Below are 15,188 nucleotides of genomic sequence, written 5' to 3'. Positions count from 1 at the left end.
TAATTTCATGTTTTCCTGGGTAGCGATAACGCTTTGTTTCTCAAAGTCACCCCACTCTCAAAAGTAGTCACCTACTTAACCTCTACCATAACCTTGATCTTGATCTCATTCTTAACCTCAATCTAAAATCCATGCATCACAAATCCTATACTTTTTCGGAAATCAAACAAAAGATGGTGAACTACTGCGTTTATCAGGACAGATGCCATCAGGAAGTGGAGCAGAAGATGCGTGATTTCCTGCTGATTCCTGAAGCAAGGGAAGAAATCCTTCTCTATCTGATGGAGGAAAACTACCTTAACGAGGAACGTTTTGTCAGGAGCTATATTCGCGGTAAGTTTTACATAAAGTCCTGGGGCCGAAACAAGATCCTGAATCACCTTAAGTTCAAAGGAGTACCGGAAAAACTGATCCGCAGCTGTTTTGATGAAATCCATGCTGAAGATTATGAAAGGACGCTTCGTAAAATTTATGATTCCTATTACGAAAAACAAACCGGCAAGGACTATCAGCGAAAATCCAAAACGGTGAAATATTTAATGGGACGTGGGTTTGAGTACGGCGAGATCCTGGAGGTGGTTGGGGACTGAGGTTGTTGACTGCTGTTAGATGTGGAAGAGTATTTGAGTGATTGAGTTAAAAGGTTAAATGTCAAACATCAGATTTCAGATATTTGAATGTAGCCAATTTAGCGATATAGCAGTTTAAGAGGCATAAAGCTTATAGCTTATAGCCAATGGCTAATGGCAAGGTTGAGGTTGAGATTCAGAAGAACCTAAAGGCAAGAATTAAGATTTGGATGTTGGTTTTGGTATTTGGAGCATTTTGCTCTGTGAGAATCGCTGTATGCTCCATGGCTGGATGACCCCAGAAAGGGTGACCACATTACTTTAAGCTCAAGTTACGAAGTTTGTTATATGGTGCGATGAGAATGGGATCTCCGCAAACAGTTCCGTGCAATTGTTAAGTGCCAATTAAGAAAACCGTAAACAGAGACTGGATTCATGCTCTGCTAAAAATCCGATTGGAAGCAGGTTTTATTTTTGGATTCAATATGAACTAATGGTCGGAGCTGCCCTTTCCGTGGATAAATATGTGTTAATAAGTGTTAAGCTTAACCCGCTGGACTGCTTATTAATATACTGCACCTAATTTTCGTGTGCTTACATTATCTGCCAAGTTGGTTACAATATTTTAATAGAAAGCGTGTTCAAAGCACGAGGAAGCCGGGGATGTGTTAAAATTAAATACTCAATTATTTGCCCTGAATCTATGTATATGTTTAACCATGAAAGATGATCCTTATTATCATTTGCTATGCATGGCATGGTGTGTACAGACGATTTATGTGTTGAACTTTCTGTTTAATAGGTGCTAATAAAATAAACTGATTTCTAAATTAATTTCACAAGGTGCTGTTGTAGGCACCTTTTTGTTTAACATAAAATATTTGCATTTGGCCGTAACATGCTGCTAACTTAGCACTTACCAAAACAAATCTAAAAATATTATTATTATGGAAGACAGAAGAAATTCCGGAAATGAAGACCAATGGTCTACGCGGAGAAGTAATCAGAATCAGTACAGTAATCAGCAAGACCGCTATTCGCATGGCGGAGGTAACGGAAGGCGAGGCGGAAGTGAACGTGAGTATGGAGGCAGCGGCTTCGAGCATGAAAACCGTTACGGAGCAGAAGGCCGAAGTGGCAGCCGAATGGGAAACTGGGAAGACGACCGCTCCTACGGTCATGGAAACCATGGCGGATCAGCAGAGTTCAGCGGGATGAACCGCGGCTTCGGCAGGTCTGAAAATGATTGGGACGATTATTCTCAGCGGCACCGCTCAGGATACGGTAATTCTCAGGAGGGCTCACAGTCCGATAGCGGATATAACCGTCAGCGGGATTATAATAATGAATACAATTCTGAGCAATGGGGTAACCGAACAGGCAACTCCTATAATGACGACTGGAACCAACAGGATGCCCGCGGTAGGGGCAATAGGTCCAACTCCGGCTACGACAGTGATTACAGAAGTTCAGGTAGTCAGGGATACGGGGGTTCGGATAGTAATGAAGACTGGGATTATGGCCGGGGCGGCAGTCAGGAAGGCGGGAACGCACGTTTTAGAGGTGCTCACGGTGGAAGCAGAGGCAGCGACAGCTATTCAAGGAACCAGGATTCGCAGTACGGAGATCATTACGGAGACCGCCGCGGCCGTGGTGGAAGGGAAATGTATGGCAGTGAGGGATATTATGAGGGCAGATCAGGTAGGGACAATTCCTATGACAGGCACAGCGGTAACCGCAACGAATATGGAGACGGCTCCTGGCAGTCCGGTAGGGGCGGATCAGGGGGCAGCAATGCCTCAAGCAATGAATATTCCGGAAACCGTGGTGGCTGGAGTTCAGAAAATGACTATGGACGCTCGTCGTCACGGGGTTCCTCAGACGGCTGGTCGGACCGTAACAGAAACAGCAGCTATGACGGTTCACAGGAAAGATCCGGCCGCCGTGGTGGATTTGGAAGCCGCAGCAACGGTAATAACGAAGGCAGCCGCCATTAATTAATCAGGGCCTGCTGTTCAGGCAGCGGGCTTTTTACATTAAAAATGAAAAAGAATGAGCAATAAAGATCAAAAAGGTAAAATAACCGAAAATGATATGAGTAGCCAGGAAAGCAGTCCTGCGGAAATGGCTACAGGCAACGCCAGCACTGGAGGTGGTGGAAACCCCGAAAAGAACAGTGCAGGTACTCCCAAATTTGTTTCTGAAACTGAGCAGGACGGTCCGCTGTATAAGTTCTTTACAAACGGACTGAAGGATATCTATTTTGCTGAAAAGGAGATTAAGGATGGTTTAAAGAAAATGCAGGAAGCAGCTACCACCGAGGAGCTAAAAGAAGCATTTGAAGACCATGCGCTGCAAACCATGAAACATATCTCAAGACTTGAAAAAGTTTTCAGAAGCATGGGCGAAGATCCCGAAGCCAAGAAATGTGAAGCAATATTAGGTATTCTGCGGGAGGGAGAAGCAGTGATAGAAGAAACGGAAGAAGGTAGTATGACGCGTGATGCTGCCTTGATTATAGCCGCTCAGAAGGTAGAGCATTACGAGATTGCCAGTTATGGCGGCTTAGCTGCACTGGCAGAAACCCTTGGGCTGAGTGAGGCTTCCAACCTCTTGCACAGGACGTTGGATGAGGAAGATCAGACCGACCGCCAACTTACGGATATTGCTGAAAGTTTCATCAACTTTTCCGCAAAAAGAGATACAGACGAGGTGGAAGAGAGTTCTTCACGCGCTCTGAAGCGCCGTGGTACCGCAGTGCACTAATTTTAAAATAAATAACGATTTAAGCAGAAGTTCCAGCGGAACTTCTGCTTTTTTTGTTTCAGAGTATTGGTTATTGAGTATAAAGGATGAGATTGTAAGGCTATATTGTAAAGTTCGTAGGGACTTAATCTTTAAAGGGTTGAGGAGGGCAAGAGCTACGGAAAAGGAAAAAGTAGAGAGCAACAGAAAAGAGGCATAAAGCATAAAGCTTATATCCAATGGCTAATGGCAAGCTTAAGGTTAAGGTTGAGGAGAGCCGAGAGGCATGAATTGAGATTTTGGATGAAGCGCAGTGTGCTCTGTAAAAGACGGTGTGTGCTCAGTGGTTTTGCGGTTGCGGGGATTTTTTAACCACAAAGGACACGAAGGTTTGCGCAAGGGGCACAAAGGGGAGTTGATGAGGCGGAGTGTTTGAGTGTTTAACTGATATAAGCGCCCTATCAAGGACGTCTTTGCGAGGAGCGGACGAAGGAAGCGACGCGACAAGCTCTGGCAGTGCACTGATTTTAGCTGTAATAAATAAATTTATGCAGAAGTTCCCTATAGGGCTTCTGTTTTTTTTGGCAACAGACAGGGGAATGAAAAGCCAGACAGGTAGAAATCAGACCTTACAAATGGGGGAAGGCTGGCTTAACTACCTGACTGTCACTAAATAGAGCAGTTATTTCTACAAAATGAATGTAGGGTATATGAAACAGTCGTTCTAACGGTTGTTTCCAATCTTTTATAATATTAATGTAACGGTAAATGAAAATTCATGTGATTGGTGTTTAATTGAAAACTGTTAGATAATATAGGCGTCAGCGGTAACTTCTAAGCAGTTTCAGGGATATTCGCCAGTTCATTATTACCATTGATTTGCGGAATATGCACGACTATTACATTTGTTATACAAACTAATCTAAAAACCTTTTAAACATGAAAAAAGTATTTGCAAGTGCATTCGCACTTATGGCTGTAGGCTTCGCTTTTGCACAGTCAAATTCCGATGTATCTACTCAGACAGGCAACGGAAACGTGGCTGCAATAACACAGGCAGGATTACTGCACAGCAATAATTTGCTGCAACAGGGTAACGATAATTCAGCTGATGTAGATCAAAGCGGGAACCGAAATGTAAATGTAGCTCAAAGTTTGGGAAACAGTAATGAAGTTGATGTTGACCAAATTGGAGGCAGAAACAGCAACAACGTTCTGCAGGAGGGTTACGGAAACTGGGCACGAACCCTTCAGGAAGGCAGCAGAAATACCGTAATCCAACTGCAGGACGGCAACGACAACATAACCACAGCCCTACAAGACGGAAACTGGAACCGTGCGGAACAGACCACAGAAGGTAATGACAACACTGCCTACTCCAACCAGCTGAACGGCAGCTTCAACAGAACTTTCCAGGACCAGACGGGTATTGAAAACGAAGCTTTTGCCGGTTCTAACGGTTCGGTCAATACCATTTATCAGGCGCAGGACGGCATTTCTAACTTTGCACTGCATCTTCAACTGGGAAGTGGAAACAGGGCGGAGGCCGAGCAGTATGGAGATGACCATATGGCTGCAGGCGGACAAAGCGGTAACCTTAACCGTATGGAACAGTACCAGGATGGTCTGAACCACAGTGCCACCGACATTCAAAACGGAAACCTCAATTTTTCAGATGTTTCTCAAGCGGGACAGCACCATTCACATATGGGTACACAGACAGGCTGGCTGAACAGCATGACGGTTACACAGACAAACTAAAAAACATTCAATGAGACCGGGGAGTTTTGCTTCCTCATTTTCAATTTCTACCGATGCCGCTGATTGGTTATTGGTTATTGGTTGTAGGTGAGTGGTGAGTGGTTATTGATACGTGCATGGAAAAAATTAGAAGTGAAGTAAAAAGAAAGGCCTCCGGTGAAGGAGGCCGATCCGCTAGGGGTTGTGGTTTTTCTTTCTGAGGCGGTGCAGAAGAAATTTTACTGCCAGGGTGACCAGGTAGCTGGAGGTGCCGCCAACGGCTGCCAGAATCACGGTCTTCAGTATTTCTGAACTTTCGATCTGGACGAGCAGTACGAGCGCCATGCCGCCTGCCGCGCCCACGCGCTGGGAAGTGTCGAAGAGCATCTTGGCTGATGCCTGGTGTTGTTTGAGCTTCAGGCAATTGACCTATCGCCTATAGCTGATAATCTATAGCTTATAGCCTTAAACCCAGATACAGAATAATTATCAGACTTTGCTGATATTTACTTCATACAGCTTGATTTCAAGCTAGTTTGCACCCATATATTAATATTTATCAATTTGCGTTGCGTTAGCCCAATTTTGCCCAATTATATATGATGTTAACTATTTTTTACATAAATATTCACAAAAAATCATTATTTTTGTAGTAAACAAATAATGATGATATTGAATTTATTCCGCACACGGGAACGTGAGTTTGAGTTTGGCGAAAAGGAGTGGTCCAAAGCTGAAACGAAGAACAGTTATGTACTCTCAATTGACCTTAATAAAATAAAAATCCGAAAAAGTAGCCGCTTTCTCCTTTTTGTACTGCAGGGAAGCCGATATGTTTTCCTTTCAGAGGGTTCCGAAGTCGTGCAGGGATCAAAATTACAATATACATCACATTTCCCGTTTACAGGTAAGGTATTGATAAAATAATGGACAGACGGCAGAATTGCACATAGGCGGAAGGAAGCACCATTTTTAGCAGAGTTCGGCAAATTTTAAGTTTAGAAATTGCTGCCATAAACTCCCAAAAAAATATTTATACTACCAATCCGCATTCCCGCAGATTGTATATCTTTGCAAGAATTTACGCTCATGATGAAAAACAGTATCTATTTTCTATTGCTGCTTCTTGCCTTATCTTCCTGCAAACCCAAGGAAAACATGGTTTATATGGATACCGACCGTGCTCTGGCAGAACAGCAGGTGCAGCAGGCTGTTTTTGAAGGTTCCCGCCTTCAGACCGGTGATTTGCTTGATATTAAAGTCACCGCATTTGACGAGTATGCTGTCCGTCCCTTCAATCTTCATTCCATGAATCAGGTGAGTACACCGGCCGAATCCCAAAATACACAGGCTGCACAAACTGCACCTCAGGGCTATGTAATCGATAATGAAGGTTATCTGACATTTCCCGTTCTGGGTCGCATTTTTGTAAAAGGAATGACGATGGCGCAGCTGCGTACAGATCTGGAGCAGAGGCTAAGACAATATCTTTCTGATCCTTTGGTTTCCATCCGTCAGCTTAACTTCAATGTGACTGTTTTGGGCGAAGTGAAAAGTCCGGGGCAATATACCAGTGCTACTGATAAGGTTACCGTATTTCAGGCATTGGGGATGGCCGGGGACATGACTGATTATGGAGACCGGACCAAGGTAAGACTTATCCGTCATGAAGCCAACGGCGATGCTACCTATGTGCTGGATTTTACTGATAAAAACATTACTTCTTCGCCTTATTACTATCTGCAGCAAAATGATGTGCTGTACGTGGAGCCGGATGATATCAAGAAAAAATCTGCTAATGTTGATCCCAACCGAAATCTTGCCTTCCAGATTGGTGGTGTAGTGCTGGGTCTTGCTTCTATACTGATTACTTTATTACGATAACTGAATGGATATAACAGAAAAAAAAGAACAGCGTAAAGACAGCGGTGAAATCAAAAGACAGATTCAACGCTATTTACGCTGGTGGCCGCTTTTTGTAATCAGTGTGCTATTGGGTCTTACCCTTGCATGGATCTACCTCCGGTATGCCACACCCCAGTATATGAGCAAGGCTTCGCTTTATGTGAAAAGTGATAACGGCAAGCAGGGTGGGATGACAGGTCTTCAGGAATTCCAGAATATGACCCTGCCTTCGGGAATTATGAGTAATGAAGTTGATAACGAACTTTCCGTCATCAAATCGAAACCGTTGCTGTATAATGTAGTGAAAGCGCTTAAGCTTGAAATCAGACTCATTAATGAAGGTAATGTGAAAGAGGCTGAACTCTATGAGAACAGTCCGATAGAGGGAGAGATTAACGGACTTAAAAATCCACGTTCATTCAGCAGTGCCACTTATTCCATTGAGCCTGCAGGTACGGGGTTTGTCCTGAAAACTGATAAGAAACAGTATCCAGGCACCTTTGGCAAACCACTGGCGCTTGATTTTGGTTCAGTTACGCTGACCCGGAGACCCGGTATTAAATTTGACGGACCGCTGAAGCTGGTTATTACCAATCCTAAGGTAGTAGCCGATCAACTGGAAGCTTCAATATCAGTTGTTATTCCACAAAAGAAGTCTTCTATAATGGAACTGAGCCGCGTGGGTATCAATCCGCTGCGCTCCGAAGATATCCTGAACGAACTTATCCGCCAGTATAATGGTGACGCAATCAAGGACAAAAATGCAGAGGCAGTGGCAACGGCCAGATTTATTGACGAAAGGCTCGACCTGATCACCAAGGAACTGGGCGGTATCGAAAGCCGTAAGGAAAATTTTAAAGCGGCCAATAAAATTGCCGACCTCCAGGCGCAGGCCGAACTGAGTATGCAGAATGCGAGTGAGAATACAAAAAAGCTCATGGATATCGGGACTCAACTGGAAATGGTGGATTCCGTACTTAGGATTGCCAATTCATCCAGTAACGACCAGTTGCTGCCTACCAATGTGGGCATGCCTTCCGGTCTGGACGGCGTAATTGAGGAATATAATCAACTGGTGCTTACCCGTAACCGTACACTGAGACAGGCAACCCCTTCCAACCCGGCAGTACAGCAGTTCAACAGGGACATCAGTTCCATGAGGAATCTGATCCGTGATAACCTGCGGAAGTCGCGTATGAGCCTGCAGGTGGCCAGAGGTCAGATTCAGAATCAGATCAATCAGTCGGGTGTGGCTATCAGTAAATTTCCACAGCAGGAGCGTGTGTTCCGTGATATTGAGAGACAGCAGAATCTGAAAGAGGCTTTATTCCTTTATTTGCTTCAGAAACGTGAGGAAACCTCCATCGCACTTTCTGTCAATACACCTAAGGCTAAAGTTGTTAATCCCGCTTACACACTCGCAGCACCTGTGGCACCTAAAACCAATACGGTTTATTTGCTGGCGGCACTAATTGCTCTTGTAGTTCCGGCCGCATTCCTTTACACAAAGTTTGCTCTCGATACCTATATTCACAGCCGCCGCGATATTCGCCAGCTGTTGCCGGATATTCCTGTAGTAGGTGAAATTCCGCATGCTGATGACGGCGAAGGAGCGCTGGTTAAACAGAATGATTTCACTTCTTTTGCGGAATCCTTCCGGATTATGCTTACCAACATGAAGTTTGTACTGCGTAAGCCCGAGCAGGGTAAGGCACCTGTAATTATGATCTCCTCATCTGTAAAAGGTGAAGGTAAGACCACGGTTGCAGTTAATACGGCACTTACTTTAGCGCAGAACCGTAAGGTTCTGCTTATTGGGGCAGATATCCGAAATCCACAGTTTAAAAGGTTTATGAATTTGTCTCCGGTGGGACTTACCGATTTCCTGGCTTCAGATGATATAAGTGCAGACGGCTATATTGAGCAGTCCGCCCTTAATCCGAAACTGGATGTTATCCCCAGTGGAAGCATCGCCCCGAATCCAACAGAATTGCTGGCCAATCCTAAGTTTGGAGACGTGGTGGAAGGTTTCAAGTACCGTTACGATTACATCGTTATTGATACTGCGCCTATGCTGATGGTAAGTGATACCTTCAACCTGCTGGAGTATATGGACCTGATGCTGTATGTAATGCGGGCCGAGCACACAGAAAGAGATATGCTTGAATTTGCCGACCAGATCCGTCGTGAGAACGCGCCGGGCAGGTTTGCTGTGATCCTTAATGATGTAAAGAACCTGCATTTAAGTTACGGAAATAAATACGGGTATGGATATTATACAGAAGGACCCAAAAAGAAAAAATGGTTTAGCTTTTAATATCCGCATGGTAAGCCGGTGTATAATTAATACTGCGTTTCTTACCTAAATCAGAACTTAATGAATCATCAAATTGCGGTTATCGGACTGGGTTATGTAGGCTTGCCATTGGCGCGGCTGCTTGCCACCCGCTATCCTGTAGTAGGATTTGACACAGACGGCGGACGTGTAAAAGAGCTGATGTCCGGCATGGACCAAACCGGTGAAATTTCAGCAGCAGTTCTGCAGGGAGTCTTAGTTACTTATAATCCTTATCTTGCTGTGCAGGCACCTGCCGGTACGAAAGGATTATACTGCACTACAGAGGAAACACAGATTGAGGGTGCAAATACTTATATTATTACGGTGCCCACTCCCATTGACAGGAGTAACCGTCCGGACCTGAGATCGCTGTACCGCGCTTCCGAAACTGTGGGCCGTGTCCTGAAAGAAGGCGATTTAGTCATTTATGAATCTACAGTCTATCCCGGTGTGACCGAGGAAGAATGTGTACCCATACTTGAAAGAGTATCAGGACTGAAGTTTAATGCTGATTTCTTCTGCGGTTATTCACCGGAGAGAGTGAATCCGGGCGACCGGAAGAATACCATTGACAAAATTGTGAAAGTAACGTCGGGCTCCACTCCCGAAGCTGGCGATGTGGTGGACCGTCTCTATCGCTCTGTGATTACGGCCGGCACCCACCCTGCGCCCTCCATTAAGGTCGCTGAGGCTTCAAAGGTGGTCGAAAACGCACAGCGCGATGTAAATATAGCTTTTGTAAACGAACTTGCGAAGATTTTCTCGCTGATGGAGATTGACACCAAAGAGGTGTTGGCGGCGGCCGGTACCAAATGGAATTTCCTGCCCTTCAAACCCGGACTGGTGGGTGGGCACTGCATTGGTGTGGATCCTTTTTATCTTGTGGAGAAGGCACACAGCGTTGGTCATTATTCCGAGCTGATCCTGGCAGCCCGCAGGGTAAACGACTCCATGGGTCTGTTTGTAGGCAGCCAGGTGGTAAAACTTATGATCCGTAAGGGAATCAGGGTAAAAGGCGCTGAAGTATTGATTTTAGGCTTTACTTTCAAAGAAAACTGCAGGGATATACGTAATACGAAGATTATTGATGTAGTTGCCGCCCTGCGTGATTACAGTACCGAGGTGACCGTCTATGATCCCTGGGCAGATCCTTTACAGGTCCGCCGGGAATATGGACTGGACTGCCTAGCTGAAATGGTGCCCGGCAGTAAATATGACGCAATAATCCACGGTGTGGCGCATGGTGAATTCCGGGAAATGGATCTTGGGGCTTACCTCAGGGAAAATGGAGTTATATATGATGTAAAAGGAACCCTTCACGAAAGTGATTCGAGATTATAAATTAACAGTAAAAGCACTGAAACACACAAATGAAAATTCAAAATAAAGTTCTTCTTATCACCGGCGGTACCGGCTCTTTTGGGAGCGCCGTCCTTAACCGCTTTCTTCACACCGACCATTTCCGCGAGATACGCATCTTTTCGCGTGACGAAAAGAAACAGGATGACATGCGCGTCCAGTATAAAAATGATAAAATCAAATATTATATAGGTGACGTCCGCGATTATGCCAGTGTGGAGCCTGCTACCCGCGGTGTTGATTATGTATTCCACGCAGCCGCACTCAAGCAGGTGCCTTCCTGTGAGTTTTTCCCCATGCAGGCTGTAAAAACCAATGTTGAGGGTACGCAGAATGTCATCAGGGCATCAGCGGTGAACAAGGTCCAGAAAGTGATCTGTCTGAGTACTGATAAAGCAGCATATCCCATCAACGCTATGGGAATCTCAAAAGCTATGATGGAGAAAGTAGCCGTGGCCGAGTCACGCAGCCTTACCGAAACAGTGGTCTGCCTTACACGTTACGGAAACGTTATGGGCTCCCGCGGTTCTGTGATTCCTCTTTTCCTGAACCAGATCAAAAAAGGTGAAAAGATTACAGTTACCGATCCCAATATGTCGCGCTTCTTCATGTCTCTTGAAGACGCCGTAGATCTGGTACTTTTTGCCTTTGAAAATGCCAATCCGGGCGATCTTTTTGTAAATAAGGCACCGGCAGGTAAGATAGGCGACCTGGCGAAGGCGCTTATGGAACTCACCGGCAAGGATGTACCGGTGAAAGTGATCGGAACACGGCACGGTGAGAAACTTTATGAAACCCTCTGTACGCGCGAGGAAATGCTGCATGCCGAAGATATGGGTGATTTCTACCGAATCCCGGCTGATAACCGCGACCTTAACTATGCCAAATATTTTTCTGAGGGCGAAAGGGATATTAGCAAAATAGAAGATTACCACTCTCACAATACGGAACAGCAGGGTGTAGAAGGACTTAAAAAGCTGATTTCTACACTGCCTCTTATCCGTAAGGAAGTTTTTGGGGAGGACCCTGCTTTTTATGTGTAGTTAGTGATTGGTGATTGGTGATTGGTGATTGGTGATTGGTGGATGGTGATTGGTGGATGGTGATTGGAGTTGAAAATCAATTGAAAAAATGGATAAATTATTTAAAGAATAAATGAACAGCCGTAAAGAGCAGCAAATAACTGGTCTACCGCAAACAATAAGCGGTTACACTCCGGCAGCAATCGGGGAACCAGTGACAGACGTTAGGCAACCCACCCTCCTGAAAGGGAACCGGCACCAGGACGGGCGTGGCACTCTGCGGTATAACAATGATTTTTCTTTGCCCGGTGTGCAGAGATTTTACACCATTCAAAATGCAGACACCCAATTTATTCGTGCCTGGCAGGGACATAGGGTGGAGCAGCGCTGGTTCTCGGCCATGACAGGCAGTTTTATTATAAAGCTGATCCGTGTGGACCATTGGGACAATCCCTCCAGAGACCTGAAGTCCGTGGACTTTGTGCTGGAATCAGATACACTGGATATCCTGCATGTGCCTCCCGGTTATATATCATCCATTCAGGCCCGCGGGGAAGATGCAGTGCTGCTGGTTTTTGCCGATTATGAACTGGGCGTAAGCCAGGACGAGTACAGGTTCCCGGCAGATTATTTTAAGAATTAAGAAACACAGATTGATGAAGAAAATAGGAATTACAGGACAAAAGGGATTTGTAGGTTCACACCTCTACAATACTTTAGGGCTGAGGCCCGAAGAGTTCACAAGGGTGGATTTCGGGAAAGGTTTTTTTGATGATGAGGCAAAACTGGACGCTTTTGTAAGTCAGTGTGATGTCATTGTACATCTGGCGGCCATGAACCGTCACGAAAGTCAGGAATTCATCTACGAAACAAATGTCCGCCTGGCCTCCAAACTTGCTGAATCCCTGAAACGCACCGGCTCCGGGGCACATGTGCTTTTTTCTTCCTCATCTCAGGAGGAGCGTGATAACCTGTACGGGAAATCGAAGAAAGAAGGCCGCAAGTTACTGGCAGACCGGGCAAATGAAAACGGCGGGACTTTCACTGGAATGATCATTCCCAATGTCTTCGGACCTTTCGGAAAGCCCAACTACAACTCTTTCATTGCTACCTTCTGCCACAAACTTACCCATGGAGAAACGCCCACAATCGATGTGGACGGGGAGGTGCATCTTATTTATGTAGGCGAACTTGTTCAGGAAATACTGGGTCAGATTGAATCCGGCATTACTACTGATGAATATACCGTTGCGGCAACAAACACTGTTAAGGTTTCGGAAGTGCTTCAGAAACTGGAGGAATACAGGGCGCTCTATTTTGAAGGTGGTGAGATTCCAAAACTGGAAACCTCTTTTGATTACCAGCTTTTCAATACCTACCGCTCCTATATAGACCACAAAACCCACTATCCTGTGAAATTTACTCAGCATACCGACCCGCGCGGCGCTTTTGTAGAGGTGATCAGGCTTGGAATTGGCGGACAGTGCTCTTTTTCGACCACTGTGCCGGGAATCACACGCGGTAACCATTTCCACACCAGGAAAATCGAAAGGTTTGCAGTGATAAAGGGAAAGGCCTTAATTCAGTTAAGAAAAATTGATTCAGACGAGGTGACGGATTTCTATCTGGACGGTTCGCAACCCGCCTATGTAGATATGCCCATCTGGTACACGCATAATATAAAGAACATAGGTGAAGAGGAACTGTATACCATTTTCTGGATCAATGAACCGTTTGATCCGGAAGATGCGGATACGTATTTTTTGGAAGTTTAAGGGGTGACTGGTGAATAGTGACTGGTAATTGGTAAATTTGTCAAAACTGATCTAATGGGGACACATAAAGATCTTGATGTATGGAAAAGAAGTGTTGAATTAGTCACCACGGTTTATTATTTAACCAGTGAATTCCCAAAAGAAGAAATTTTTGGATTAACCAATCAGATTAGAAGAGCCAGTGTTTCTATACCCAGTAATATTGCTGAGGGAGCAGCAAGAAACTCTGATAAAGAATTTATTCGTTTTTTGTATATATCCTTAGGTAGTAATCAGGAGTTGGATACTCAAATGCTGATAGCAAGAAACCTAAATTATCTATCTACTGATAAATATAGTTCTGTTGCAAATGAAGTAGAAACCATCGGTAAGCAACTGATTACATTAATAAAATATTTGAAAAGTAAATGAACAATAGTGCGGAAATGACAGCCAGCAATATCCCAACAGTCGAAACCAATCACCAGTCACCAGCGACCGGTCACCAACCCACCCAACTTAAAGTAATGACGGTGGTAGGTACCCGTCCGGAAATCATTAGATTATCACGTGTGCTTACGGCCCTGGACAGTTCTGAAGCCATCGATCATATCATCGTCCATACAGGTCAGAACTATGACTACGAGCTCAATCAGATATTTTTTGAAGATTTAGGTTTAAGAAAACCGGACTATTTCCTGGAAGCTGCAGGTAAGACTGCCACCGAAACCATTGGCAATATACTAATCAAGATCGATCCCCTGCTGGAAGAACTCGCACCGGACGCATTTTTGGTTCTGGGTGATACCAATTCCTGCCTCTGTGCTATCCCTGCAAAGAAAAGACAAATCCCAATCTTCCACATGGAAGCCGGAAACCGCTGCTTCGACCAGCGTGTGCCGGAGGAGACTAACCGCAAGATCGTAGACCATACCGCAGACATCAACCTTACTTATAGTGATATCGCCAGAGAATATCTTCTGAGGGAAGGCCTGCCGGCAGACCGCATCATCAAGACCGGCTCGCCCATGTTTGAGGTACTTAACCATTATCTGCCGCAGATCGAAGCTTCAAAAGTGCTGGAAAAACTGAACCTGGAAGAGGGTAAGTATTTTGTGGTATCCTCGCACCGTGAAGAAAACATCAATTCGGAAAAAAACTTCCGCGGACTGATGGATTCACTGAATGCCATTGCTGAAAGGTATGGTTATCCGGTAATCGTTTCCACCCACCCGCGCACCAGGAACATGATCGATATAATGAAGCTGGAGATACATCCGCTCATCCAGCTTCTGAAACCATTAGGTTTCCATGATTATAACGCACTTCAGAAAAGGTCATTTGCTGTACTTTCCGATTCCGGAACCATCTCCGAGGAATCCTCGATCCTGAACTTCCGTGCGCTGAACATCCGTCAGGCACATGAAAGGCCGGAAGCTATGGAGGAGGCCAGCGTGATGATGGTGGGGCTGTCACCTGAAAGAATCATGCAGGGTATCGTACAGTTACAGACACAGGTGGTGGGTTCAAGAAATACTATCAGCGGTCAGCAGTCAGCGGTCAGCGGTCAGCAGTCCCCCATCACCAATCACCAGTCACCAACTCCCAATTTCCGTCCGGTAGCCGATTATTCCATGCCGAATGTTTCGGAGAAGATGGTCAGGATTATCCTGAGTTATACCGATTATGTGAACAGGGTGGTTTGGAGTAAATAGTCCGCTTCAGTGCAGATTCAGTAATAAAACACAACAAGAGA

At 45.2% G+C, this 15,188-nt stretch carries 14 protein-coding genes; 13 read left to right on the top strand and 1 reads right to left on the bottom strand.

Going from position 1 to position 15,188, the window contains the following annotated elements:
* Positions 1 to 131 precede the first annotated feature (131 nt).
* The 4 genes from F7R58_RS09430 to F7R58_RS09415 all read left to right on the top strand — a co-directional run bounded on the left by F7R58_RS09430 (position 132) and on the right by F7R58_RS09415 (position 5,075).
* Positions 132 to 590 (top strand): regulatory protein RecX, encoded by a 459-nt coding sequence (locus F7R58_RS09430; protein WP_187695228.1) that lies wholly within the window; start codon positions 132 to 134, stop codon positions 588 to 590.
* A 926-nt stretch (positions 591 to 1,516) separates the two neighbouring features.
* Positions 1,517 to 2,566 carry a hypothetical protein gene (locus F7R58_RS09425; RefSeq protein ID WP_158064677.1) on the top strand — a complete coding sequence of 350 codons (1,050 nt, stop codon included), beginning with the start codon at positions 1,517 to 1,519 and terminating at the stop codon, positions 2,564 to 2,566.
* Between the two features lie 55 nt (positions 2,567 to 2,621).
* Complete coding sequence (locus F7R58_RS09420; RefSeq protein WP_229723804.1) at positions 2,622 to 3,335, top strand: ferritin-like domain-containing protein; 714 nt, start codon at positions 2,622 to 2,624, stop codon at positions 3,333 to 3,335.
* A 918-nt stretch (positions 3,336 to 4,253) separates the two neighbouring features.
* The gene (locus F7R58_RS09415; protein ID WP_158064676.1) at positions 4,254 to 5,075 is read left to right on the top strand and encodes a hypothetical protein; all 822 of its coding nucleotides are present in this window, start codon (positions 4,254 to 4,256) and stop codon (positions 5,073 to 5,075) included.
* A gap of 174 nt (positions 5,076 to 5,249) precedes the next feature.
* Here the strand turns inward: F7R58_RS09415 and F7R58_RS09410 are convergent, their stop codons facing one another.
* Positions 5,250 to 5,441, bottom strand: a complete 192-nt coding sequence (locus F7R58_RS09410) for a hypothetical protein (RefSeq protein WP_158064675.1) — start codon at positions 5,439 to 5,441, stop codon at positions 5,250 to 5,252.
* Between the two features lie 276 nt (positions 5,442 to 5,717).
* On the opposite strand from F7R58_RS09410, the gene F7R58_RS09405 reads away from it, so the two are divergent.
* The 9 genes from F7R58_RS09405 (at position 5,718) to wecB (ending at position 15,147) form a co-directional block, all read left to right on the top strand.
* Positions 5,718 to 5,981 carry a hypothetical protein gene (locus tag F7R58_RS09405; protein ID WP_158064674.1) on the top strand — a complete coding sequence of 88 codons (264 nt, stop codon included), beginning with the start codon at positions 5,718 to 5,720 and terminating at the stop codon, positions 5,979 to 5,981.
* Between the two features lie 162 nt (positions 5,982 to 6,143).
* Complete coding sequence (locus F7R58_RS09400; RefSeq protein ID WP_158064673.1) at positions 6,144 to 6,938, top strand: polysaccharide biosynthesis/export family protein; 795 nt, start codon at positions 6,144 to 6,146, stop codon at positions 6,936 to 6,938.
* Positions 6,939 to 6,942: 4 nt separating this feature from the next.
* The gene (locus tag F7R58_RS09395) at positions 6,943 to 9,276 is read left to right on the top strand and encodes a GumC family protein (protein ID WP_158064672.1); all 2,334 of its coding nucleotides are present in this window, start codon (positions 6,943 to 6,945) and stop codon (positions 9,274 to 9,276) included.
* Between the two features lie 60 nt (positions 9,277 to 9,336).
* The gene (locus F7R58_RS09390; protein WP_158064671.1) at positions 9,337 to 10,638 is read left to right on the top strand and encodes a nucleotide sugar dehydrogenase; all 1,302 of its coding nucleotides are present in this window, start codon (positions 9,337 to 9,339) and stop codon (positions 10,636 to 10,638) included.
* A gap of 29 nt (positions 10,639 to 10,667) precedes the next feature.
* Positions 10,668 to 11,699 carry a polysaccharide biosynthesis protein gene (locus F7R58_RS09385; protein ID WP_158064670.1) on the top strand — a complete coding sequence of 344 codons (1,032 nt, stop codon included), beginning with the start codon at positions 10,668 to 10,670 and terminating at the stop codon, positions 11,697 to 11,699.
* A 112-nt stretch (positions 11,700 to 11,811) separates the two neighbouring features.
* Positions 11,812 to 12,321, top strand: a complete 510-nt coding sequence (locus F7R58_RS09380; protein WP_229723803.1) for a sugar epimerase — start codon at positions 11,812 to 11,814, stop codon at positions 12,319 to 12,321.
* 13 nt (positions 12,322 to 12,334) lie between these two features.
* Positions 12,335 to 13,453, top strand: a complete 1,119-nt coding sequence (locus tag F7R58_RS09375; protein WP_158064669.1) for an NAD-dependent epimerase/dehydratase family protein — start codon at positions 12,335 to 12,337, stop codon at positions 13,451 to 13,453.
* Between the two features lie 54 nt (positions 13,454 to 13,507).
* The gene (locus F7R58_RS09370; protein WP_158064668.1) at positions 13,508 to 13,864 is read left to right on the top strand and encodes a four helix bundle protein; all 357 of its coding nucleotides are present in this window, start codon (positions 13,508 to 13,510) and stop codon (positions 13,862 to 13,864) included.
* Between the two features lie 95 nt (positions 13,865 to 13,959).
* On the top strand, positions 13,960 to 15,147 hold the full coding sequence (wecB, locus tag F7R58_RS09365) for a non-hydrolyzing UDP-N-acetylglucosamine 2-epimerase (RefSeq protein WP_229723874.1): 1,188 nt from the start codon (positions 13,960 to 13,962) through the stop codon (positions 15,145 to 15,147).
* Positions 15,148 to 15,188 lie beyond the last annotated feature (41 nt).

It is taken from the genome of Chryseobacterium sp. (assembly GCF_008831505.1).
Taxonomy (GTDB): Bacteria; Bacteroidota; Bacteroidia; order Flavobacteriales; family Weeksellaceae; genus Marnyiella.
The sequence above is the reverse complement of the archived record's forward strand: the minus strand, read 5'-3'. Positions and strand labels throughout refer to the sequence as shown.